The 22,251-nt window shown below is 35.1% G+C and carries 19 protein-coding genes; all 19 read left to right on the plus strand.

What is annotated here, in order from left to right; all coding sequences use genetic code 11:
- Nucleotide 1 precedes the first annotated feature (1 nt).
- The 19 genes from folP (at nt 2) to R9X47_RS23465 (ending at nt 22,130) form a co-directional block, all read left to right on the plus strand.
- Nucleotides 2–853, plus strand: coding sequence for a dihydropteroate synthase (gene folP / locus R9X47_RS23375; protein WP_432663496.1), 852 nt, complete (start codon nt 2–4; stop codon nt 851–853).
- A gap of 1 nt (nt 854) precedes the next feature.
- Complete coding sequence (gene folB / locus R9X47_RS23380; protein ID WP_432663497.1) at nt 855–1,220, plus strand: dihydroneopterin aldolase; 366 nt, start codon at nt 855–857, stop codon at nt 1,218–1,220.
- Nucleotides 1,213–1,698, plus strand: coding sequence for a 2-amino-4-hydroxy-6-hydroxymethyldihydropteridine diphosphokinase (gene folK, locus R9X47_RS23385; RefSeq protein WP_432663498.1), 486 nt, complete (start codon nt 1,213–1,215; stop codon nt 1,696–1,698). Before folB ends, folK begins: the two co-directional genes overlap by 8 nt.
- Nucleotides 1,688–2,479, plus strand: a complete 792-nt coding sequence (gene aroF, locus R9X47_RS23390; RefSeq protein WP_432663499.1) for a 3-deoxy-7-phosphoheptulonate synthase — start codon at nt 1,688–1,690, stop codon at nt 2,477–2,479. Before folK ends, aroF begins: the two co-directional genes overlap by 11 nt.
- Nucleotides 2,480–2,774: 295 nt before the next feature.
- Entirely contained in the window at nt 2,775–6,728 is a 3,954-nt protein-coding gene (locus tag R9X47_RS23395) for a response regulator (protein ID WP_432663500.1), read from the plus strand.
- Nucleotides 6,725–7,573 carry a CheR family methyltransferase gene (locus tag R9X47_RS23400; protein WP_432663501.1) on the plus strand — a complete coding sequence of 283 codons (849 nt, stop codon included), beginning with the start codon at nt 6,725–6,727 and terminating at the stop codon, nt 7,571–7,573. The genes R9X47_RS23395 and R9X47_RS23400 overlap by 4 nt, the downstream gene beginning before the upstream one ends.
- A gap of 46 nt (nt 7,574–7,619) precedes the next feature.
- Nucleotides 7,620–8,600, plus strand: coding sequence for a diguanylate cyclase domain-containing protein (locus R9X47_RS23405; RefSeq protein WP_432663502.1), 981 nt, complete (start codon nt 7,620–7,622; stop codon nt 8,598–8,600).
- A 321-nt stretch (nt 8,601–8,921) separates the two neighbouring features.
- Nucleotides 8,922–10,169 carry a M20 family metallopeptidase gene (locus tag R9X47_RS23410; protein WP_432663503.1) on the plus strand — a complete coding sequence of 416 codons (1,248 nt, stop codon included), beginning with the start codon at nt 8,922–8,924 and terminating at the stop codon, nt 10,167–10,169.
- Nucleotides 10,170–10,381: 212 nt separating this feature from the next.
- Nucleotides 10,382–12,013 carry an OPT/YSL family transporter gene (locus R9X47_RS23415; protein ID WP_432663504.1) on the plus strand — a complete coding sequence of 544 codons (1,632 nt, stop codon included), beginning with the start codon at nt 10,382–10,384 and terminating at the stop codon, nt 12,011–12,013.
- Nucleotides 12,014–12,040: 27 nt separating this feature from the next.
- Nucleotides 12,041–13,012: a P1 family peptidase gene (locus R9X47_RS23420; protein WP_432663505.1), complete on the plus strand. Its 972-nt coding sequence runs from the start codon at nt 12,041–12,043 to the stop codon at nt 13,010–13,012.
- 3 nt (nt 13,013–13,015) lie between these two features.
- Entirely contained in the window at nt 13,016–13,285 is a 270-nt protein-coding gene (locus R9X47_RS23425) for a YhdT family protein (RefSeq protein ID WP_432663506.1), read from the plus strand.
- A gap of 18 nt (nt 13,286–13,303) precedes the next feature.
- A complete protein-coding gene (panF, locus tag R9X47_RS23430; RefSeq protein ID WP_432663507.1) occupies nt 13,304–14,758 on the plus strand; it encodes a sodium/pantothenate symporter in 1,455 nt (484 codons plus the stop codon).
- Between the two features lie 34 nt (nt 14,759–14,792).
- Nucleotides 14,793–15,557 carry an IclR family transcriptional regulator gene (locus R9X47_RS23435; protein ID WP_432663508.1) on the plus strand — a complete coding sequence of 255 codons (765 nt, stop codon included), beginning with the start codon at nt 14,793–14,795 and terminating at the stop codon, nt 15,555–15,557.
- Between the two features lie 28 nt (nt 15,558–15,585).
- Nucleotides 15,586–16,419: a 3-methyl-2-oxobutanoate hydroxymethyltransferase gene (gene panB, locus R9X47_RS23440; RefSeq protein ID WP_432663509.1), complete on the plus strand. Its 834-nt coding sequence runs from the start codon at nt 15,586–15,588 to the stop codon at nt 16,417–16,419.
- Between the two features lie 16 nt (nt 16,420–16,435).
- Nucleotides 16,436–17,350 carry a ketopantoate reductase family protein gene (locus tag R9X47_RS23445; RefSeq protein ID WP_432663510.1) on the plus strand — a complete coding sequence of 305 codons (915 nt, stop codon included), beginning with the start codon at nt 16,436–16,438 and terminating at the stop codon, nt 17,348–17,350.
- Between the two features lie 203 nt (nt 17,351–17,553).
- Nucleotides 17,554–19,056, plus strand: coding sequence for a carboxypeptidase M32 (locus R9X47_RS23450; protein ID WP_432663511.1), 1,503 nt, complete (start codon nt 17,554–17,556; stop codon nt 19,054–19,056).
- 193 nt (nt 19,057–19,249) lie between these two features.
- Entirely contained in the window at nt 19,250–19,951 is a 702-nt protein-coding gene (locus tag R9X47_RS23455) for a response regulator transcription factor (RefSeq protein WP_432663512.1), read from the plus strand.
- A 4-nt stretch (nt 19,952–19,955) separates the two neighbouring features.
- A complete protein-coding gene (locus tag R9X47_RS23460; RefSeq protein ID WP_432663513.1) occupies nt 19,956–20,975 on the plus strand; it encodes a sensor histidine kinase in 1,020 nt (339 codons plus the stop codon).
- A gap of 210 nt (nt 20,976–21,185) precedes the next feature.
- Nucleotides 21,186–22,130: a sugar-binding transcriptional regulator gene (locus R9X47_RS23465; RefSeq protein ID WP_432663514.1), complete on the plus strand. Its 945-nt coding sequence runs from the start codon at nt 21,186–21,188 to the stop codon at nt 22,128–22,130.
- Nucleotides 22,131–22,251: the final 121 nt, after the last annotated feature.

Raw genomic sequence — 22,251 nt, forward strand, 5'->3', positions numbered from 1 at the left:
AATGAGAAATATAAGTTATAGATTTCATAGAAAAGTAGATATAAATGCTGGAAAATATGAACTTAATCTAGGAACCCGTACTTATATAATGGGAATATTGAACGTTACTCCCGATTCATTTTCCGATGGAGGAGATTTTACCAGCGTTGATATAGCTGTAAATCATGCTAAAGAGATGGTCTTAGAAGGAGCAGATATAATAGATATCGGAGGTGAATCAACAAGGCCCGGAGCCGCTGAGGTAGGAGCCGAGGATGAACTTGAAAGAGTTCTGCCTGTTGTTGAAAGACTTGTTAAGGAAATAGATGTACCTATATCAGTAGATACTTATAAAGCTACTGTGGCTGAGTCAGTACTTAAAGCCGGAGCCCATATTATAAATGATGTGTGGGGACTGCAGAGGGATCCCGATATAGCATCGGTAGTTGCTAAGTATAATGTACCCGTTATTATGATGCATAACCAAAATGGGACAGACTATGATAAGGATATTATGGAGGAGATATGTAATTTCTTTAAAAAATCTATAGATATAGCTCTAAATGCAGGGATAAAGAAAGAGAACATAATACTTGATCCAGGTATAGGATTTGGCAAGACACCGGAGCAGAACATGGTAGTTATGGCTAGACTAGGAGAACTGAATGATTTAGGGTATCCTATTTTACTTGGAACCTCAAGAAAGTCGATGATTGGAAAGATACTGGATTTACCGCCTAAGGAAAGGGTAGACGGAACCGTTGCCACAACTGTAATGGGCATAATGCAAGGGATAGATATAGTAAGGGTTCATGATATCACAGAGAACTTAAGAGCAGCGAAGGTTACAGATGCTATTGTGAGGTGCTTATAAGATGGATAAAATAATAATGAAAAACCTAGCATTTTTTGGGTATCATGGTGTTCTAAAGGAAGAAAATGTTTTAGGTCAAAAATTCTTTGTTGATATAGAACTCTATGCTGACCTAAAAAAAGCTGGCATAAGTGATGAAGTTACTGATACAATACATTATGGTGAAGTATACAATATTGTGAAGGATATTGTAGAAAAGAGACGATTTAAACTTTTAGAAGCACTTGCAGAGAATCTTGCATCTACAGTATTAGATAGTTTTCCTTTAGTAAATGAAATAGGTGTGCAAATAAGAAAGCCAGAGGCTCCTGTAAACGGTATATACGATTATTTTGGTGTAGAAATAAGGAGAAAAAGAGATGTCTAAAGCATACTTAGGACTTGGAAGCAATATTGGTGATACGAAAGAAAATATTGATAGTGCTATCGATATTTTGAAAAGCCATGAGAAGATCGAAGTTACAAAGGTTTCTTCATATTATGAAACTGAGCCTGTAGGATATGAAGACCAAGACTGGTTTTTAAATGTAGTTTTAGAAATAGATACTACCTTAAAGCCCTATGAACTTTTAGAATTATGTAATCTCATTGAGGAAAAGCTAAAGAGAAAGAGAATAGTTAGATGGGGTCCAAGAACAATAGATGTTGATATCCTATTATATGAAGGGTTTGAATCGGAGGACGAAAAACTTACTATTCCTCATCCACGTATGACTGAAAGAGCCTTCGTTATGATACCATTAAATGAGATTACATCGGAAATTAAAATTAATGATAAAAGTATTAGTGAAATATTAAAAAGTCTAGATGGCGAAGAAATAAGGAAGATAGATTATGAAGGATAAAAAGATTTTAACTGGAGAGCAAGTAGTCGTAAAGGTAGGCAAACTAAATATCGGAGGAGACAATCCACCTATATTTATGGCTGGACCATGTGCGGTAGAGTCAAGGCAGCAGGTTATGGAAACAGCTCTAGCCTTAAAGGAAGTCGGTATAGATGTACTTAGAGGAGGCGTATTCAAGCCTAGGACAAGTCCGTATACCTTTCAAGGACTTGGACTTAAGGGTCTTGAATATTTGAAGGAAGCTGGAGAAAAGATTGGTGTTCCTATAATAACTGAGCTTATGGATGAAAAAAATCTAGAGGCTACGGTAGAGTACTCAGATATCATACAGATAGGCTCTAGAAACATGTACAATTATTCACTTCTTAAAGAAATTGGAGGAATCAATAAACCTATTCTTTTAAAGAGAGGAATGAGCGCATCTATAAAAGAATGGGTAATGGCTGCTGAGTACATAGCTGCCTACGGAAATAAGAATGTTATTCTTTGTGAAAGAGGAATACGTACTTTTGAAGTATATACAAGAAATACTCTGGATTTGGCTGCTGTACCTATTATGAAATGCGAAACTGGTCTACCAGTTATAGTAGATCCAAGTCATGGTACAGGACGTAAAGAACTTATTGAGCCAATGGCAAAAGGTGCTTTAGCCTGTGGGGCAGATGGACTTATGATTGAGGTCCACATAGACCCTCAAAATGCACTTAGTGATGGACAACAATCCCTTACTCCAGAGGAATTCAAGAAAATGATAGCTAACTTAAAGGAATGCCGAATCTAAAGTAATTGTATATAACTATTGGTTAATATTCTAAAGTCTAACTCATCTAAAGTAGAGTTAGACTTTTTTATTCTTTGGGTTTAAATATTCTTCCATTTTGCAGGAATATTTACAAAACGTCAATATTTGACACAAGACTCTTAAGATCAATGACATATATGTTTTTTGTCGTATTGAGTATTACTTTGATGGATGGTACAATCGTATAAAGAGCGAAGAGTATTGAGAATTAAGAAACTTATAATTATAAAAATGACAACATAGTCAGTTTAAATATAAGACGAAGGAGGTTGTTATGTCGTTTTTTAAGAAGTTTAAATTAGGCACAAAGATTTTCATTGGCTTTGGATCATTAATAATAATATTACTCTTAACAATTCTGTTTGGATACTTTGGATTGAGAAATAATAGTACTGATTTTTCTTACTATAGAAAGATATCGAAGAATGATGTGTTAGCAGGGAAAATCCAAGCTACTTTACTTGATAGCCAAATCCATTTCAAGAGTTTTATTGCTACAGGAGATAGATCTGAGCAAAAGCAGTTTGAAGAAGAGTTTAAAAAGGTGGAAAATCTAATCAATGAGGCTAGAGCTAACATAGAAGATCCTGAAAGACAAGAGAAAATAGAGCAGATTTTAGACTATGCCATAGAGTATAGAAAGGGATTTAGCCAAATTTCAGATTATCAGGACAAGAGGGATAAGTTACTTAATGATTATCTAGTTATTATTGGATCAAAACTAGAAAAAAATCTAGTAGAATTAACAAACTTAGCGTATGAAGAAGAGAATGAATCACTTCTATATAGTGTTGGACAGATTCAGAAGCATTTATTATTAGCAAGGTTAAATGTCGTAAAATATCTTGAGGATAATAATGATGGTTTTATTGATGTGGCTTTCCAAGAGTTTTCTAAAATGGATAGCTTTATAGAAGATCTTGATGAAGATGCCCATAACGAAAGGGAAAGAGAAGTAATTACTCAAATAGTAGATGGAAAGGATTCATACACTAAGTATTTTGACGAAATTATTTCGATAATTGAAAGTAGAAATGAGATAACTAGCAGCTTAAATGATATTGGAGCAAAGATATCTAGCACTGCTGAAGATATAAAACTATCTATTGTTAAAGAGCAAAATGAAGTTGGCCCAAAGGTAAAACAAACAAATGATAAGTATCTTGGTATAATGGGAACCCTTTCAATTGTAGCTATAATACTATTTCTTTTAGTGTCAATTGGAATTATTAAAATAGTTATAGGTCCTGTGAGAGCGGTTACAGATACATTTAAAGGGATATCTGAGGGAGAAGCAGATTTAAAAGTAAGATTGAAAGCTGATTCCTCCGACGAAATAGGAGAAATGGCCAATTATTTTAACCGGTTTATGGAAAAGTTACAGGATATTATGAATGAAAGTGAAAAACAGAACTGGTTAAAGACTGGACATTCAGAGCTAAATGAGATGGTAAGTGGAGAACAAGATATTAAAAACCTAGCTTACAATATCATTACATATGTTAGTAAATACTTAGATGCTCAGGTAGGTGCATTCTATGTAAAAACAAAAGATGATACATACAAAATGCTTAGCAGTTATGCATATAAAAAGCGCAAAAATCTTTCTAATGAGATTAAAGTCGGAGAAGGCTTAGTAGGTCAATGTGCACTAGAAAAGCAAACTATTACTATATCTAATATTCCACAGGACTATATTACTATCAATTCTGGCTTAGGTGAGGCTGCTCCTAATAATATTTTGGTAACACCTTGTTCTTACAACGATGAGGTAAAATGTATAGTGGAATTAGGATCATTTAATGAGTTTTCTGATACCCAGATAGAATTCATTGAGATAATAAGTCATATTGTTGCCGTTAGCATAAACTCAGCAGAGTCACGTACTCAAATGGAAGAACTGCTTGAAAAAAGTTTAAAGCAGACTGAGGAATTACAATTACAACAGGAAGAGCTTAGACAGGCAAATGAAGAGCTGGAGCAGCAGACATTTGCATTAAAGGATTCAGAGTCGCGCCTTCAAGATCAGCAGGAAGAGCTTCGAGTTATTAATGAAGAGCTTGAGGAGCAGACAGAGGATTTAAAAAGTCAAAGAGATGAAATTAACAAAAAGAACGAAGAACTTCAGAGGGTTCAGGATAAAATTAAAGAAAAGGCTATCGATTTGGAGCTTGCCAATAAATACAAGTCTGAGTTCTTAGCCAATATGTCCCATGAATTAAGAACCCCATTAAATAGCATACTCATTCTTTCAAAGTTACTATCGGATAAAGAAGAAAACACTAGTATTACAGCAAAAGATTTAGAGTTTGCCAAAACAATATATTCTTCTGGATCCGATCTATTAAACCTTATAAGCGATATACTTGACCTTTCGAAGGTTGAAGCGGGTAAAATGGATGTTAATCTTGAAAATATGAATTTAAGAGAATTGATATATGATGTAGAACGGTCATTTAAAGAGGTTGCTGCACAGAAAGGCCTTAAGTTCAATGTAGATATTTTTAGTGAAGTGCCTGAAAATATTTATACAGATGATCAAAGAGTCAAGCAAATAGTAAATAATCTAATCTCCAATGCTTTTAAATTTACCGAAAAGGGCGGTATAACTGTAAATATTACACGACCTAATGAGAATGAGATTAGTAGCGGAATTGACTATAAAAAGGCTGTTAAGATTGCTGTTAGCGATACAGGAATAGGAATTCCAAAGGACAAGCAGAAGCTTATATTTGAAGCATTTAAACAATCCGATGGAACTATAAGTCGTAAGTATGGTGGAACGGGTCTTGGACTATCTATTTCAAAAGAGTTTGCCAAGCTTCTTGGTGGTGAGATTATTTTAGACAGCGAAGAAGGCAAGGGAACTACATTTGCACTAATCTTACCTGAAAGACTATCTCCAGAACTAGATGTTACTAAGGAGACTGATTATAAGAAAGAGTTCAATCAGGGTTTAATGTCATCGACGGTTAAAGAAATTGCTCTTACTAAAAATATAGATAATGAAATGATAAGTGATGAAGTGAATAAAAGTAAAAATGACTTCAAACTAAATGAAAATTGTATTTTGATTATAGAAGATGATCAGCAATTTTCTCATATACTAAGCCAACTAGCAAGGGAAAAAGGGTTTAAATGCTTGGAGGCTAGAAGCGGAGAACAAGGAATTCAGCTAGCTATAGAGCATAGACCCATAGCAATAATTCTTGATATTGGTCTTCCTGGAATTGATGGTTGGGAGGTAGTAAAAAGACTAAAGGATGATGCTATAACCAATAACATTCCGGTACATGTTATAAGTGGATATGAAAATAATGATGGAGATGAAATAAAAAAAGGAATAGTAGGTTATCTTAAAAAACCAATAAGCTTAGAAGATATTAATGAAGTGTTTGCAAATACCAATAAAATAAATGGACAAGAGTTTAAAAATATATTAATAGTTGAGGACAACAAGAATCAGAGATTTAGTATTTCACAGCTCATGGATAATCAAGGTGCTAAAACTACAGCTGTTGATTCAGGTAAGGAAGCATATAATGTTCTTAAAGAACATTCATTTGACTGTTTGATACTTGACCTTGGATTAGGAGATATGTCTGGACTTGAGTTGCTTGAGATGCTAGAAAAAGAAGATCTACTACAGATACCGGTTATAATATATACGGGTAAGGAACTGTCAAGGGATGAAGAAGTCAAGCTAAAGAGATATGCTGAAACCATTATTATAAAAGGGCCAAGGTCCATGGAGAGATTGACGTCGGAGGTATCTTTATTTCTCCATAGCATTGCGTCAAAAATGACAGAAAAGAATGAAATAGCAAGCAAGGATCATGAAAAACAAGTTAGCTTAAAAGGGAAAAAAGTCCTTATAGTCGATGATGACATGCGAAATGTCTTTGCACTTACAAGTATTCTAGAAAAAAAGAGCATAAAGGTTATTGTGGGTAAGAACGGTAAAGAAGGTATTGAAAGATTATTAGAAAGTAATGATACAGATCTTGTTTTAATGGATATAATGATGCCTGAAATGGATGGATACGCTGCTATAGGCGAAATAAGAAAGATGGAAAAATATCGTAAGATTCCGATTATAGCCCTTACTGCAAAGGCCATGAAGGAAGATAAAAATAAGTGTATTGAAGCTGGTGCCAATGACTATCTAGCCAAACCAGTTGATATAGATAAACTAATTTCTCTCTTAAAGGTGTGGTTGTATAAATGATAAATAAGGAAAATCTATCAGATATTGCAAGCGAAGATATAGAAATTGGACTTCTACTAGAGGCCATATACCAAAAATACGGCTACGATTTTAGAAATTACTCTAGGGAACATATAAAAAGACGCGTAAAGCATAGATTAGTCTTATCTAATATTGATTCGATTTCTCAAATGCAACATAGAATCCTTTATGATAATAATTTTTTTTACATAGTGTTGCGTGACTTCTCAATAAATGTAACCGAAATGTTTCGTGATCCATCATTTTACAAGGCTATTAGAGAAGAAGTAATACCTGTTTTAAAAACCTATCCTTTTATAAAAATATGGCATGCGGGATGTTCGACCGGTGAAGAGGTATATTCTATGGCTATTTTGTTAAAGGAAGAAGGTCTATATGATAAGGCTCAAATATATGCCACTGACTTCAATAAAAATGTATTGCAAAAGGCAAAGGAAGGTATATATCCAATTGAAAATATAATGAAATGTCAGAGTAACTACTCTGAAGCCGGCGGAAAACACTCTTTTGCAGATTACTATATTTCTAAGTATGATTCTGTGATTTTTCATAAGGATCTCAAGGAAAAAATAATATTTGCAGATCATAATCTCGTGACCGATGGTGTATTTGGAGAAATGAATATGATCATATGTAGAAATGTTTTGATATACTTCAATAAAAAACTTCAAAATAATGTAATTAAGCTGTTTTATGATAGCTTATGCTATGGAGGGTTTTTAGGCTTAGGATCTAGAGAAAGTATTAAATTTACTAAATGCTACGATAAATATGAGTCATATATAACAGAAGAGAATATATTTAGAAAAAAATTTGGAGATTAAAGGTAAACGTTGTTAGAAATAAGAGAGGCTTTGAGGGGGTGGGTAGATGATATCCCTAGATAAAATAAATATACTTATAGTAGATGACAGACCGGAGAATTTACTTGTATTAGAGGGAATCTTGGAGGATTTGGACTTAAATATTATAAAGGCAACTTCAGGAAACGAAGCGCTGAGTCTAATGGTTGAACATGATTTTGCTCTTGTACTTCTTGATGTACAAATGCCTGGAATGGATGGATTTGAAACGGCTGAGCTTATGCGAGGCATTGAGAAGACCAGACATATTCCAATTATATTTGTAACTGCAATAAATAAAAATGAAAAATGCATGTTTAAGGGCTATGAAATAGGAGCGGTGGATTACTTATTCAAGCCCATAGAACCTCTGATATTAAAGAGTAAGGTACAGGTATTTATTGAGCTGCATAGACAGAAAGAACAGCTAAAAAAGCAAGCAGAAATGCTTCAAGAAAAGGTCGATGAGCTTCTTAGGCTTAGGGAACTAAACAGTAAATTAGAACACCTATCATCTGTTGATGTTCTAACGGGGATTTCAAACAGAAGAAGCTTTGAAGAAAATGTACAAATTGAGTGGAAAAGAGCTGTACGTGCAAAAAAACCACTATCACTAATTATGATAGATATAGATCATTTCAAGGAGTTTAATGATTACTATGGTCATCAAGCTGGAGATAGGTGTCTTGAAAGAGTAGCTAAAGCTATTTTAACTTCTACCCAAAGACCAGCTGACTTTGTTGCCAGATATGGTGGAGAAGAGTTTGTTGTGGTATTACCGGAAGCTGATAGAGAAGGAGCCCTAAGAGTAGCTGAAAGGATAAGAAAAAAGGTTGAGTCCTTAGAAATTGACCATGAACACTCTGGTGTTTCTCCTTATGTTACGGTGAGCTTAGGAACAGCAACCTTATTCCCTAAGGAATATAATTCGCCTGAAGAACTTATATACGGCGCTGATAGAGCTTTATTTCAAGCTAAATATGCAGGCCGGAATAGTGTAGCAAGCTAATTGAAACTATTAAGACATACGAAAGTGTTCTTACTTGAAGTAACAACGAAGAAATTTGGGTTTCTTAGTAACCTTAGACTCAGTTCAACTAGTGTGGACTGAGTTTTTTAATGTAGATTTTGAGAAATATAGCCGGATTAGTCGTTTTATACATAAATTTGTAAAGAATTAAAATTATGGAAAAATTATTAAAAAATTCTAAAAATTCTGAAGGAATATTTTTAGCTTTGTAGAATAGATTGTAATATCATAATACAACATAGTGTATCACTATGCGAAACAAGGTTTAACATCTATTAAAGGTAAGGATGTGATAGCATAATGAAATACAAAGAAGTGTTAGACATTCTTTATGAAAAGGGATTAATTAATTTTACAAAAGATATAGTAAGGATAGAGAGCGTCTTCAATTCACAAATTGAAGGAATGAATGAATCAAAAGTCACTGAATATATTTCGAGATTTTTAAGGCAGGAGGGATTCGAGGTACATATTGAAGACGTAGTTCCGGGACGTTCAAACATTATTGCTTTTCTGAGAGGTGGAAAGGAAGGGAAAACTATTTTATTTGAAGGTCATCAGGATGTAGTTTCTGCAGGAAACTATGACATATGGACATATCATCCCTTTGGAGGAGAAATCGTAAAGGTCAATGGAAAAGATAGAATGTATGGACGAGGTACAAACGATACAAAGGGGAATCTTGCTGCCTCAATATTTGCTGTAAAAGCGATAAAGGACTCAGAGATAGATTTTAATGGAAATATTCTTTTGTGTATAACAGTAGATGAAGAAGGATTAATGATTGGAATAAAAGATTTTATAAAAAAAGGTTGGGCAGATAAGGTTGATGCAGCAGTAATATGTGAACCTGAGGAAAAGAATCTTTGCATATTTCAAAAAGGAGCGCTGCGAGTAGAAATAATTGTCCATGGAACGATGTCACATGGTGCAATGCCTTTGTCAGGTAATGATCCCAACTGGGGTGTTGCAAAAATAATAACTGAATTAAGAAAACTTGAAAACTTTGAAAAGGATAGATTAGAAAAACATGAGTATCTAGGTTGGCCAAGTTTTACTCCTACAATGCTTAGATCTCCAGTAAAGGGAGTGGCGCAGATAAATGTAGTACCGGCAAATAGTTATCTAACACTTGACATTAGAACAGTACCTGGGCAAGATCATGAAGCTATAAAAAGACAGATTAAGGGGATCATAAACAGGCTTCAAAAGCAGTATCCCGATGGAGATGAGAAGTTCAATGCAACGATGAAGATTCTTGATGATAGGCCATGGACAGAAACCTCTAAGGATGAACCTGTGGTTAAAGCAATTGCAAAGGCTCATAAGGAGGTTATGAATAAGGAAGCTATATATAATGGGGTACCTGGAGCAACAAACGGTACATTCTTATCATATCTAAAGAATATTCCTGTAATAGTGACAGGGGCTGGTGATAGGGAGATTCCCCATCAAGTTGATGAATGGGTAGAAATACAAGACCTTATTGAGATTTCGAAGATATATGCTCTTACAGCCCTATATTTTTTAAATGATAAATATGAATAACTTTAACTCATAAATCTAAAAATTCAAAAATTACGTTTTTCTACCATTTGAGGATAAAATTAATGTAAAATATAAGGATGATATTTAAAAATCACGACGAAGGAAACCTCAGAGTCTACTTTTGTTTAGTAGGTTTCAGGGTTTTACTTTAAAAGCTTTGCTATTAGAAGTTATAAGTTAGCAAGATTAAAGTAAAAGGGGGAGGGAAAAGCATGGATAGTTCAAAGCGAGATGTAAGGTATGCTTCAAGCTTTAAAGAGCAGCTTACTCTAAGGGGAATGATTATTGGAGCGATAGGTGCAATAATCATAACCACAAGTTCGATGTATGTGGCACTAAGAATGGGTGCACTTCCATGGCCCACAATATTTGTTGCAGTTATGTCGATGACGATTTTAAAAATACTTAAAAATACTAACCTTAACGAAATTAATGTTACACATACTGCAATGTCAGCTGGTTCAATGGTAGCAGGTGGATTGGCCTTTACAATTCCTGGTATTTGGATGCTCAATCCCGATGCGGAGGTAAAATTCATCACCTTATTATTCGTTACTATTTCGGGAACAGTTTTAGGTGTGATTTTTACAGCCCTTGTAAGAAAATACTTTATTGAAAAGGAACAACTACCATTTCCGATGGGGATTGCCGCTTCTGAAACTGTTCTAGCGGGAGATGAAGGTGGAGGAAAGGCAAAAACACTTTTTACAACCTTAGGAGCAACAGCTGTATTTACGGCGATTAGGGACTGGTTTGGAAAGATTCCAGGGGCATGGATGGCTACAAAGCTTTGGGAGAAGAATATACAATTTGGTTTATGGATTTCACCTATGGCAGTGGCTATCGGATACATAATCGGGCCTTTGTTTACGGGTGTATGGTTTTTAGGAGCCATTTTAGCCTACTTCTTTATAATTCCTGTAGGTGTATCTGCGGGTTGGTTTGCCGATGTAGCTGTAGCAACGGCATTTAAGAATAGTCTTGGAATTGGATTAATGGTTGGAACAGGTTTTGGAATACTGGTAAAGGGAATAATACCTAAAGCAAAGGAGATATATGGACCAATTATAAGTGGAAAAGCCACTAAAGAAGGCGGGGTAAGCATTAAATGGGCACCTATAGTATTTGCACTCATAGCTTTTATTTTAACTATTTTTACTGAGATGAGATTAGTACCGAGTATTTTAACTATAATTGGCGTATGGCTAACTACTGCTATGGCAGCATCTATTACAGGTCAAACCGGTATAAATCCTATGGAGATATTTGGTATAATTGTGCTTCTAGCTATAAAGGCAGTAACAAAGTCAGGTGGAACAGAAGCGTTCTTAATAGCTGGTGTTGTGGCTGTCGCTTGTGGACTAACAGGCGACGTACTTAATGATTTTAAATCTGGGTATATCTTAAAAACTAACCCTAAGGCCCAGCTTGTTTCTGAATCTATTGGGGGGATTATTGGTGCAGTTGTGTCTGTAATAGTTCTCTTTGTGATGTTTAAAGCATATGGAGCCATGGGGCCAGGAACAGAACTGCCAGCACCACAGGCCTACGCAGTTTCTACAATGGTAGGAGGCCTTCCAAATCAAGGAGCCTTTATTGCTGGGCTTATAGTAGGATTGGTTCTGTACTTGTTAAACATACCAGGTATGACACTTGGAATAGGTATATATCTTCCTATGTTTATATCTACAACGGCCTTTATTGGTGGACTAATAAACTTTATAGTATCAAAGTTGAAACCTGAATTTAACGAAAAAGGCATAATTATTTCTTCTGGTATGTTGGGAGGAGAAGGTGTTACAGGTGTAATTATAGCAATTATTAAGGTTATAACTATGGGTTAGGATTATCTTTATGACGGAGTTGATAAAATGAAAGAGATTAAATTTACCGAAATCGATGGTATCCGTGTAGGTCATGCCCAAGATTTAGAAGCAGCAACGGGATGTACTGTGATCATATGTGAAGAAGGGGCAAGTGCAGGAGTTGATGTAAGAGGTGGAGCACCGGGAACTAGAGAGACTGATCTTTTAGATCCCGTAAACCTTGTTGAGAAAATACATGCAGTTATGTTTGCGGGAGGCAGTGCCTTTGGACTTGATGCAGCCTCAGGTGCAATGGAATATCTTGAAGAAAATGATATAGGCTTTGATGTTCAAGTTACGAAGGTTCCGATTGTATGTAGTGCAGTATTATTTGATCTAACGGCCGGAGACCATAAGATTAGGCCAGATAAGAAAATGGGTTACGAGGCATGTGTTAACTCTGAAAAGCTTGAATGCCACGAGGGGAGTATTGGGGCTGGAACAGGAGCTACTATTGGTAAGCTACTAGGCAATGAATATGCCATGAAGGGTGGACTAGGAACCTACGCGCTTCAAGTAGGGGATTTGAAGGTAGGTGCTCTAGTTGCTGTAAACTGTCTTGGCGATATCGTTGATCCACAGAATGGAAAAATTATAGCCGGTCTTTTAGATGATAATAAAAAGACATTCAGAGGCACTGAAAAGGAAATACTTAAACAATATGATAATAAAAAGAATCTATTTAGTGGGAATACAACAATAGGGGCGATTGTTACAAATGCTAAGTTTAATAAAGCACAGGCAAACAAGGTCGCATCTATGGCCCATAATGGATACGCACGAACAATGAGGCCAGCGCACTCAATGTTTGATGGAGATACAATATTTACCATGGCTGCAGGCAAAGTTGAAGCCGATGTGAATTCCGTGGGTCTATTAGCTGCAAGGGTAATGGAGCAAGCAGTGCTTAGGGCAATAAGGCTAGCAACACCCCTAGCAGGGTTTAAATGTTATTCAGAGACAACAGAATGGAGGTAAATCATGAAGAAGATGACAGAAAGAGAAAAAAATAAGCAAATGAATAAGGAAGCTCTTATGAGCCTTGGACTATATGTATTTTTCTTTATTTGGTGGTATGGCTTTGCATATGGATTAGGATTAAAGGATCCTAAAGACTATAACTATATAATGGGTATGCCAAGTTGGTTCTTCTTTAGTTGTATATTAGGATATGTAGTTATCTCATTTGCAACTTGGTTTATAGTTAAGAAGTTTTTTGTTGAAATTCCACTGGATGAAGAAAAGAAATAGCTTAAGGGAGGTATTTATATGGTAAATTCACAAATGATTATACCATTAATCGTATATTTAGTATTTGTTTTCGGTATAGCAGTATACTCAAACAAACAATCGAAGAAAACCAGTGGAGAAGGATTTATTGAGGAATACTTCATTGGTGGAAGATCCATGGGTGGATTTGTTCTAGCCATGACACTTATAGCGACTTATTCTAGTGCCAGCAGCTTTGTAGGCGGGCCAGGTGTGGCATATAGTTTAGGATTTGGCTGGATATTGCTTGCCATGATACAGGTTCCGACGGCATTTTTAACACTTGGAGTTTTAGGTAAGAAGTTTGCAGTTGTAGCAAGGAAGATAAAAGCCGTTACAGTTACAGATTTCTTAAGGGCAAGATATAAAAGTGATGCAGTTGTTATTCTTTCGTCGATTGCCATACTTGTATTTTTTGCAGCGGCAATGGTAGCTCAATTTATAGGGGGAGCAAAACTTTTTGAAGCGATTACAGGTTATCCATATATTGTTGGTCTTATATTATTTGGTATAACAGTTGTTATATATACTACTGTAGGTGGCTTCAGAGCAGTTGCCCTTACAGATGCCATACAGGGTGTAGTAATGCTTTTTGCGACGGTATTCCTTCTTATGGGTGTTTTAAAGGCTGGTGGAGGAATGGAAAATATAATGACAAAGCTCACTGAAACAAACCCAGCAGCTTTAACACCTACGGCGGGAGGTAAGATTTCTCAGCCATTTATTCTATCATTTTGGATACTTGTTGGGGTAGGTGTTTTGGGACTTCCTCAAACTACTGTCAGATGTATGGGTTTTAAAGACTCAAAATCTCTACATAATGCCATGATAGTGGGTACCTTTGTAGTTGGTTTCTTAATGCTTGGAATGCACTTGATTGGAGTTTTAGGTTCAGTAGTTGTTCCTGGATTAGCTGGAGATGGTGCTATTCCTGGAATTACTGTAAAAGTTATGCATCCGATCCTTGCGGGAATATTTATTGCAGGACCTCTTGCGGCTATAATGTCAACCGTTGACTCTATGCTTATCCTAGCTTCAGCAGCTATTATTAAGGATTTATACTTGAATTATGGTAATAAAAATGTTAGTGCTGAGAAACTGAGCAAAATGAGTCTTATTACCACAGGTATTATTGGAGCACTTGTATTTATCTTTGCTATAAAGCCTCCGTCGCTAATTGTATGGATAAATCTTTTTGCATTTGGAGGACTAGAGGCAGCCTTCCTATGGCCAACGATTTTAGGACTATATTGGAAAAGGGCAAATGCCATGGGTGCATTATTCTCAATAATTGCCGGAGTGGGATCATTTATGTACTTTACAATTGCCAAGGTAAAATATCTTGGAATGCATCAAATTGTTCAAACCTTAGTTATTTCACTACTTGCTTTTATAGTAGGTACATACTTAGGTAAGAAGCCTGATGAAGATACTATTAAGCTATTTTGGGGATAGGAAGAATAATTAATATCGGGTTAGGATGGTAGGAATGGAGAAACGTAACAACTTAGTCAAATCGATTATAAAGGCAGTAGATATTTTAGAGCTTTTGGGGAGAGAGCATGAGTTAGGAATAACACAAATTGCAAACACTCTAGATTTAGATAAAAGTACGGTTTTTAGAATTGTATCTACCCTAAAGGAAAAGAATATGGTGGATCAGAATTCTACGACTCAAAGATATCATAATAGTCTAAGGCTTTTTGAGTTAGGAAATAAAGTCGTTGAGGATTTAGGCTTGAGAAGGATAGCACAGCCAATTATTAAGGAATTAGCAGAAAAGACAGGAGAGACGGTAAATCTTGCTATACTAGATGAATGCAGTATTGTATACATTGATAAAATTGAGAGTTCTGCAACTATTAAGGTAGATTTACCTATAGGAAAGAGGCTTCCATCATATTGTACGGGGCTTGGTAAGGCTATACTTGCCCATCTTCCTAGTGCAAAGGTGGAGAATATTATAAAAGATACAAAGCTCGAAAAACATACTTTCAATACTCATATTAACAAGGATGAGTTTTTTGATGAGTTAAAGGGGATTAGAGAAAAGGGTTATAGTTTTGATGATGAAGAATATGTTGAGGGACTTAAGTGTATAGCTGCACCGATACTTGATTTTAAGGGAGAGGCACTAGCGGCAATAAGTGTGGCAGTTCCTTCCTACAGATATGAGAAATTTGTTAATGAGAATTTTATAGAGTTAGTGGTTTCGGAGAGTTTATTATTATCCAAGATGTTTGGATACAGATAAATAAAAACATACCTGGGGGGGTAACGAAATGGCTAAGATTACTATCCAGAAGCTAAAGAGTATGAAGGTGAAAAACGAAAAAATTAGTATGACTACAGCATATGATTATCCTACAGCATATTTTGTAGATAAGGCCGGGATAGAAATTATATTGGTTGGAGATTCATTAGCAATGACCATTATGGGACTGGATTCTACGGTACCTGTAACAATGGAACAAATGGTACACCATACTAAGGCTGTAGTAAAGGGAGCACCTACTCCTTTGATTGTGGGTGACCTTCCATTTGGATCGTATAATGTTTCTAAGGAACAGGCAATAATGAATTCTAATAGGCTTATGAAGGAAGGCGGCTGTGATGTAGTAAAGCTTGAGGGAGGGCAAGAGGTTGCACATATAGTTAAAGCAATCGTTGACTCAGGAACTCCTGTTATGGGTCATATTGGGCTAACACCGCAGACTGTTTCTAAGCTAGGGGGATTTAAGGTTCAAGGAAAATCATTGGAAGCTGCTAAAAAGATACTTGATGATGCCAAGGCATTAGAAGATGCTGGAGCATTTGCCTTAATACTTGAATGTATACCGGAAAATATCGGAAAACTTGTTACAGACAAAGTTTCAATACCTACAATAGGAATTGGAGGGGGAAGATACTGTGATGGCCAAGTTCTTGTATTTCATGATATGCTTGGTCTATTTGAAAAATTTGTACCAAAGTTTGTCAAGAAATATGCTGAATTAGGTGACCAGATAGTAGATGGGCTTGAGAAATTTAAGGAAGAGGTTAAAGGCGGTTCATTCCCTTCAGGTGAACATGTCTTTAAGGGCGTATCAGAAGAAGAACTCAAAAGATTATATTAATGGGGAATGGTGAATTATGAAGATAGCTGTTCTTGGGGCAGGAGCCATGGGCTCTTTGTATGGTGGATTACTTGCTGAAGGGAATAACGAGATCTGGTTAATAGACATTTGGAAAGAGCATGTTGAAAAAATAAATAGAGAAGGACTAAGGATTGAAGGAAAGAGCGGAAATCGGATAGTAGAAAAGATAAAAGCCACTACTAATCCAAAAGATATAGGTGTTGCCGACTTAGTATTGATATTCGTCAAATCGACTATAACAGATAAAGCCCTTGAAGGAGCTAAAAGCGTAGTTGGGAAAAAGACCCTTATCCTTACGCTGCAAAATGGTCTTGGTAATATTGAAAAAATAGCTTCAGTTGTTGGAGCGGAAAATATCATAGCAGGGACTACATCCCATGGAGCTACTATGTTAAGCTCTGGTAAAATTCTTCATGCTGGTATTGGATCTACGATAATAGGTGAGATAAATGGAGAAAAGTCCGATAGAGTAAATAGGCTAAAAGAGATATTTGATAAATCGAGAATTGAAACAAAAATAACAGATAATGTACTTGGATTGATTTGGGATAAACTTTTGGTGAATGTAGGAATTAACGCCCTTACAGCCCTTACTGAACTGAAGAACGGAAAACTAGTTGAGTTTGCTGAAACGGAAGAACTGTTGGAGCTTGCTGTAAGCGAGGGAGAAGAAATCGCAAAGGCTAAGGGGATAAAGCTTATTAGTGAAAAGCCAGTTAAGCATACAAAAAAAATTTGCAGGCTAACTGCTCAAAATAAATCCTCAATGCTTCAGGATATTATTAATAAGCGAAAAACAGAGATAGATATGATTAATGGAGCAATTGTCAGGGAAGGAAGAAAGCATAATATTGATACACCAATCAATTTAGTTCTTACGAATTTAATAAAAATAAAAGAAAAAAATTAGGAATAAGAATAAAGCACAACAAATTAACGATATTTGATGTGCTTTATTCTTATTCTGTATTATATATATTTACTATTCAAATTTTTTTAATTTATCAAAAATATTAGACATATAAAAAAATTTGTATTATTATATTGTATAGAAATAATAGATAAAGTTTTATAAATAATCACAGACTATATATAGAGTTGAGGAGGAAGGTTATGAATTTAGAACAGGCAAAAAAGCAATTTAATGAAATTCTTGAGAAAGCTAAAGCCTATAACCATTCAATGTCACTTATTTATTGGGATGGTGCTACGGGAGCACCAAAAAAGGCAGTGGATAATCGTGCTCAAATCTTAGGAATTTTAGCTGGTGAGGATTTTAAATTAACGGTTTCTGAGGAAATGAAGCAGTGCCTAGAGGTTCTTGAGGCCCATGGAAATGAGCTTGACAGTATTACGAGAGCAGTAGTAAGAGAAATGCGCAAGGAGCATGATAAGCTCATAAAAATACCTGCAGATGAGTACAGAGAGTATGCTGAGCTAAGAGGTAAATCAGGTGTAATATGGGAAGAAGCAAAGAGTAAATCGGACTTCTCGATATTTGAACCATACTTAAAAAAAACCATTGGTATGCTTAGAAAATTCGTCGAGTACAGAGGTTATGATGAGCATCCATATAACACACTATTAGATGATTATGAGCCGGGAATGACAACAGAAAAACTCGATGAATTTTTTGGAGCACTAAAGGAAAAAATCGTTCCATTAGTTAAGAAAATCCAAAATAGCGACAAGAAAATAAGAACTGACTTTTTAGATGATTCCTACGATACTAAAAAACAAGAAGAATTTTCGGAGTATATACTTGATAAAATATGCTTTGATAAGGATGCTGGAATGTTAAAGGAAAGTGAGCATCCATTTACAATAGATTTTACACGGGATGATGTCAGGATAACTACACACTTTTATGAAAATAACTTTACTTCAGCAATATATAGCACAATTCATGAAGGCGGTCATGCTCTTTACGAACAGAACGTAGGCGAGGACATAGCTCAGACTATACTTGGAACAGGAACATCTATGGGAATACATGAATCTCAGTCTAGGATGTACGAAAATGTGTTTGGTCGAGATATAAACTTCTGGAAGTATTTTTATCCTAAATTATCTGAAACCTTCCCAAAACAGCTGTCAAATGTATCATTAGATGAGTTCTACGAAGCAGTAAATAAATCAGAAAACTCACTGATCAGAATAGAAGCTGATGAACTTACTTACTCTCTACATATAATGGTTCGCTACGAGATAGAAAAAATGCTTATAGAAGGAAAGATAGAAGTCAAGGATCTACCTAAGATATGGAATGAAAAAATAGAAGAATATTTAGGTGTCACACCCCCAAATGACAAAATGGGTGTACTTCAGGATATGCACTGGGCAGATGGGCTGTTTGGATACTTCCCATCCTATGCTTTAGGAAATGCATACGCTGCTCAATTTGAGCATACTATGAGAAAATCCCTAGATATAGATAAATTACTACTAGAAGGGCAATTTGATAAAATACTTGAATGGCTGAGAGAGAATATTCATAAACATGGCAGAATGAAAAAGCCTAATGAAATTATAAAGCAAGTAACCGGTGAAGAATTAAATCCTATCTATTTTATAAAATATTTAGAAAAAAAATACGAAAAATTATATAATGTTTAAAAATAACTAAAAAAAGAGTATAATTTAATTATATAAGTTAAATTATACTTTTTTTATAACACATAGGAAATTATAGACCTTTTGAAATTATGGATAACTTTACAATTTCGGTTATGTGTTTCAAAAAAGTCAACTTTGAGAATCTTTATCAGAGAGTTTTTGAGTTAACCTATTTAGTGAATTGGAGGATAAGATGAAGGAAGTAAATATATTAGTTGTAGATGATCAGGAAGAAATTTTAAATCTTCTAGGGAAATACCTTGAAAGGGAAGGCTATAATGTTGATAAGGCATCGGATGGTGCAGAAGGGTTAATATGTTTTAAAAAGAAAAAATATGATCTTATTATTTTAGATGTAATGATGCCTAAGGTTGACGGTATAGAGGTTTGTAAAAAGTTGAGAACTGAAACAAACGCCCCAATAATTATGCTAACTGCTAAGGGTGATGAGATCGATAAGGTTTTGGGTCTTAGGATAGGTGCGGACGATTATATAACAAAGCCATTTAGTATGAATGAGTTTGTTGCTAGGATTAATGCCCATCTCAGAAGGTACTTTGTCCTAAATAGTGGCGTGTCCAAGAAAAATGATTCTATTATATCCTTTAAAGACTTGAAAATTGACCTGAAAAGCTATGCTGTTCATCGCGGAACCAAGGAAATTCAACTTACAGCAAAGGAATTTGAATTACTGAAGTTTTTTGCTAACAATCCTAATCAAGTATTTACTAAGGCTCAAATATTTAAAAATGTTTGGGATGATACCTATATTGAGGATGATAATACAGTAATGGTATATATAAGAAGGTTAAGGAAAAAGATTGAGGAAAATCCAGAAAAGCCAAGGTTTATTCAAACAGTATGGGGAATTGGCTATAAATTTGTGGGGGAGTAATGTGATGAAAGGCGTTTGCAAGGTTATTACTATCTTAAATTGGATAGTAGTATTTCTTTCATGTATCATTTTATTAATGTTACATTTTTCTAATGCCTCAAATATTTACCTAACAGCTGCTAGTGTTTTGATAATCGCTATTTCCCTAGTTAAAATCTCTCTAAATCAAAAAGGCATATGTAGTCTTAAAAGGATTGTTGAACAAGTAGAGAGAGTTGCTGCTGGAAATCTTAATACTAGAGTTTTGGTCAGAGAAGAAGGTTTAATGGCTGACTTAGCGTGTAATTTTAATAAAGTGATTGAAAGGCTTCAACAAACCGATGAGAATCAAATCGTTGCAGATGAGTCAAGAAGAAAATTAATGTCCAATATATCCCATGATATTAGAACGCCTCTAACTTCTATCATTGGATATGTAGATGCTTTAAAGGATGGAGTCGCTACAGATGAGCAAGAAAGAATGGAATATATCCAGATAATTTCTGAAAAATCAAGGAAGCTAAAGCATCTCATAGATGAAATCTTTCAGATGGCCAAGTTGGATTCAGATGATATAACAATGGATTTTCAAGTACATGATTTAGCAGAGATAGTAAGAGAATCTATTATAGAGTTTTTACCAGAGCTAAATAAGCAAGAGATAGAACTTAAGGTCGATATACTTGAAGAAAAATCCCTAATATATTGTGACAGACTAAGTATAGATAGAATTCTTAATAACATAATTAAGAATGCCATGCAATATGGTGGCAAGGAAAACGTAATAGGAATAGAGCTAATATCGTTGGAAAATGAATATCAGATAAATATATGGGATAAGGGTCCAGGGATTGAAGAAGAGCATATTCCCTTTATATTTGAGCGTCTGTATATAAAGGATAAAGCAAGGAAAAAGAATTTAGGAAGCAGTGGATTAGGACTAGCTATAGTTAAAAAACTCCTTGAAAAGCATGGAGGAAAAATCTGGGTTCAAAGTATACCCTATGAAAAAACTACATTTAGCCTTACAATTCCTAAGCTATAGGTTGTTAATCCATCTAAAAAAGTTATATATAGTAACTTATAAGAACAAGGGGTTGCCTCGTAAAGGAATTTTATGAGACAGCCCTTTAATGAGTTTCTACCACAGTTCAACAATTGCAAGCTGTGTAAATGAAATTTGACATTTGATATAACATACGTTAACATTAAATGAGGAAATAAACTTGCTGGTTATAACAAGGAGAGAAAATGAATGATTAGCGATGAAAATGAGATACTAAAACTAGTTGAAGTTGCCCGGATGTACTATGAAGAAAATATGACCCAGGCCGAAATAGCTAAAAAGCTTAAAGTGTCGAGACCCCTTGTGAGTAAAATGCTCTCAAAGGCTAGGGAGATGGGCATAGTTCATATTCAAATAAAATCTCCCTATATAAACAATGGAGTGCTAATGGGACAATTAAAAAATCTATTTAACTTAAGAGGTGGAATAATTGTACCAAGGGCAAATACTGAGTATTTAACTGAACAGTTGATACTTAATCATGCCTTTAATTATATTAAAGATATCCTACCTGAGATTAAATACTTAGGATTAGGATGGGGATACACCATAGGAGCTCTTGTAGAAAAAATAGAACAAGGTGAAGTATCAAGAAATTTTGATGGGACTGTTTGTCCTTTGATTGGTAATGCCTCTATTCCAAATAGAGGATATCATCCTAATGAACTAACTAGAGTTTTCGCAGAAAAGACAGGATTTAAACCATTCTATCTTCATGCGCCTGCCTTTCCTGCTACAGCCCAAGAAAAAGAACTTTTTATCAATACCGATAACTACAGAGAAATCCATAGTATCTGGTCTAAACTCGATAATATTATTGTTAGCTTAGGCTCCTACCCCTCAGTACCAGATCAAGCAACCGCTCTACGATTTAATTCAGCCTTAAATGATAAAAAAGCTGTGGGTATGATCCTTTCGTATTATTTCGACAAAGAAGGCAATATCATTAGGGGTGAGAATGACAATGCTATCCATATTCCTTTAGATAAGATTAGAAAGGTGAAACGAGTTATAGGTATATGTACGGGTAAAAATAGTATTCATTCTACCATAGGTGCATTGAGAACAGGATATATAACCCACTTAATAACTGATGAAAAAACAGCTGTAGATTTAATTAAGCATAAGGTATAAATAAAATATCTAGTAGCCTAGCATCTTGTTAACTTTTTTAACAATCTGAACCATGACATAGAAGTCGTGGTTTTTTCTATATATTGGATTTAAATAAAATAATTAACAAACATTATTAACA

The organism is Wukongibacter baidiensis (genome assembly GCF_050888315.1).
Classification (GTDB): Bacteria; Bacillota; Clostridia; order Peptostreptococcales; family Caminicellaceae; genus Wukongibacter; species Wukongibacter baidiensis.

Coding starts and splice junctions, on each gene's coding strand:
- aroF (WP_432663499.1), top strand. CDS start 1,688: ATGAAGGATAAAAAGATTTTAACTGGAGAGCAAGTAGTCGTAAAGGTA.
- R9X47_RS23415 (WP_432663504.1), top strand. CDS start 10,382: ATGGATAGTTCAAAGCGAGATGTAAGGTATGCTTCAAGCTTTAAAGAG.
- R9X47_RS23465 (WP_432663514.1), top strand. CDS start 21,186: ATGATTAGCGATGAAAATGAGATACTAAAACTAGTTGAAGTTGCCCGG.
- R9X47_RS23420 (WP_432663505.1), top strand. CDS start 12,041: ATGAAAGAGATTAAATTTACCGAAATCGATGGTATCCGTGTAGGTCAT.
- panB (WP_432663509.1), top strand. CDS start 15,586: ATGGCTAAGATTACTATCCAGAAGCTAAAGAGTATGAAGGTGAAAAAC.
- panF (WP_432663507.1), top strand. CDS start 13,304: ATGGTAAATTCACAAATGATTATACCATTAATCGTATATTTAGTATTT.
- R9X47_RS23445 (WP_432663510.1), top strand. CDS start 16,436: ATGAAGATAGCTGTTCTTGGGGCAGGAGCCATGGGCTCTTTGTATGGT.
- R9X47_RS23425 (WP_432663506.1), top strand. CDS start 13,016: ATGAAGAAGATGACAGAAAGAGAAAAAAATAAGCAAATGAATAAGGAA.
- R9X47_RS23405 (WP_432663502.1), top strand. CDS start 7,620: ATGATATCCCTAGATAAAATAAATATACTTATAGTAGATGACAGACCG.
- R9X47_RS23435 (WP_432663508.1), top strand. CDS start 14,793: ATGGAGAAACGTAACAACTTAGTCAAATCGATTATAAAGGCAGTAGAT.
- R9X47_RS23455 (WP_432663512.1), top strand. CDS start 19,250: ATGAAGGAAGTAAATATATTAGTTGTAGATGATCAGGAAGAAATTTTA.
- folK (WP_432663498.1), top strand. CDS start 1,213: ATGTCTAAAGCATACTTAGGACTTGGAAGCAATATTGGTGATACGAAA.
- R9X47_RS23410 (WP_432663503.1), top strand. CDS start 8,922: ATGAAATACAAAGAAGTGTTAGACATTCTTTATGAAAAGGGATTAATT.
- R9X47_RS23400 (WP_432663501.1), top strand. CDS start 6,725: ATGATAAATAAGGAAAATCTATCAGATATTGCAAGCGAAGATATAGAA.
- R9X47_RS23450 (WP_432663511.1), top strand. CDS start 17,554: ATGAATTTAGAACAGGCAAAAAAGCAATTTAATGAAATTCTTGAGAAA.
- folB (WP_432663497.1), top strand. CDS start 855: ATGGATAAAATAATAATGAAAAACCTAGCATTTTTTGGGTATCATGGT.
- folP (WP_432663496.1), top strand. CDS start 2: ATGAGAAATATAAGTTATAGATTTCATAGAAAAGTAGATATAAATGCT.
- R9X47_RS23460 (WP_432663513.1), top strand. CDS start 19,956: ATGAAAGGCGTTTGCAAGGTTATTACTATCTTAAATTGGATAGTAGTA.
- R9X47_RS23395 (WP_432663500.1), top strand. CDS start 2,775: ATGTCGTTTTTTAAGAAGTTTAAATTAGGCACAAAGATTTTCATTGGC.